Origin of the sequence: Chitinophaga deserti, assembly GCF_003149455.1 — a bacterium.
Lineage (GTDB): Bacteria > Bacteroidota > Bacteroidia > Chitinophagales > Chitinophagaceae > Chitinophaga > Chitinophaga deserti.
Map to the genome: position 1 here is coordinate 1 of NZ_QFFK01000022.1, position 1,453 is coordinate 1,453.

A 1,453-nucleotide genomic window follows, 5' to 3' on the forward strand; every position below is an offset into this window, starting at 1 on the left:
TGTCTTACACTGAAAAAACTTTACAGGGTTAGGGGGTTAAGTACGGGATTGGCTTGACAGCATTGTCGTTAAACACTGTTTTCGCTTTACAGTTACTTGGCTTGCGATCAAATTCGCTTTACAATTGCAAGCTAAGATTTTGTTTGTGAGATGGTTTCCATTTTTTAGGCAGGATGCCGGTTTGCTGATGGGCCACATTGGGTGTCAGGTAGTTACAACTCATGTGAGGCCGGAGCCGGTTATAGGCGTCTATTGCTTCATGGACCGCTTTCACTGCTTCTTTGTAACCTGAAAAGGTCTTTCCCAGGCCCATTTGGGTTTTGAGGATCCCGTTCACCCGTTCGGCCATAGCATTTTCATATGGACTGCCAGTCTCCGTCATGGAGATCAGTATCTCACTATCCAGCAAAACATCCACATACTCCTGACAGCAATATTGAATACCCCGGTCGGAGTGATGGATCAAGCCTTTGCTGGTTCCGTTAAGGGATTTTATGGCCTTCCTCAGGGCTGCCACCGCACCCTGTGCTTTCAGATGCTGACTTAAGTGATACCCTACTATTTTCCGGGAATAGGCGTCCGTTATCAATGACAGGTAGTTAAACCCCTGCACGGTGCGGAGATAGGTTATATCGCTGACCCAGAGTTGGGAAGGACCCTCTACTGTCAGCCCTGCCACCAGGCTGGGCCATTTTCTGTACATGTGATTGGAGTCAGTAGTGCGGACATAGGTACGTTTGCGTTTGAGCATCAGCCGATGTGACTGCAGGATGGTTCGGAGCCGATCGCGCCCCACCAGCAGATGATGTCCAGACAGCTCTTTTTTCAGTACTTCGTGCAGAGCCCTCACACCGGCACCCGGCTGGGCCTGACGGATGTCAAGCACTTTTTCAACAATGAAGTGATCGGCCACATGATGGTTATCCTGCCGCCACACCTGATCATAGTACGCTTGCCGGGTCTTACCAAACAGTCCACAGAGCTTTTCTACGCTCCGGGAACAATCATACTCCCTCATTTGTCGGACCGTTTGGTGCCAAGCTTTTTTACCAGGTCAACCCCCAGCTCCTTCCCGGCATTAGCAATTAGCAATTCCAATGCTTGAATCTTTAATCGGGCATCTTCCAGTTCCTTATCTTTCTGCTTGAGCTGCGACAGTTCTGCTGCACTCAGAATCGGTGGCGGAGCCTGCGAAGGCGAGGGACTTACTCCGACTGTCCCATGATGCTTTTTATACCACCGTACAATCGATTCTACAATGGTATTACTTGTTATCCCATACTTGGCCGCGATCTCTGCCTGACTCAAATCAGAACTTAAATAGTCCTGGGCTATCGCTATGCGCTCTGAATCTGAATATTGGCTTTTTCTGCCCTGCGTCTTCTTCATAAAGGAAATTTAATTTAAACGTTATTAAATCCCTAAACTGTAAAGCCAATTTTGAAATAAGACA

At 48.0% G+C, this 1,453-nt stretch carries 2 protein-coding genes; both read right to left on the bottom strand.

What is annotated here, in order from left to right:
* Positions 1-118 precede the first annotated feature (118 nt).
* Positions 119-1,018, bottom strand: a complete 900-nt coding sequence (locus tag DEV76_RS25780) for an IS3 family transposase (RefSeq protein ID WP_109700845.1) — start codon at positions 1,016-1,018, stop codon at positions 119-121.
* Positions 1,015-1,389 carry a helix-turn-helix domain-containing protein gene (locus DEV76_RS25785; protein ID WP_109700846.1) on the bottom strand — a complete coding sequence of 125 codons (375 nt, stop codon included), beginning with the start codon at positions 1,387-1,389 and terminating at the stop codon, positions 1,015-1,017. Before DEV76_RS25785 ends, DEV76_RS25780 begins: the two co-directional genes overlap by 4 nt.
* Positions 1,390-1,453 lie beyond the last annotated feature (64 nt).

What these genes read in the sequence shown, in the direction of transcription:
- DEV76_RS25785 (WP_109700846.1), bottom strand. Translation starts at nt 1,389, where the DNA reads ATGAAGAAGACGCAGGGCAGAAAAAGCCAATATTCAGATTCAGAGCGC.
- DEV76_RS25780 (WP_109700845.1), bottom strand. Translation starts at nt 1,018, where the DNA reads ATGAGGGAGTATGATTGTTCCCGGAGCGTAGAAAAGCTCTGTGGACTG.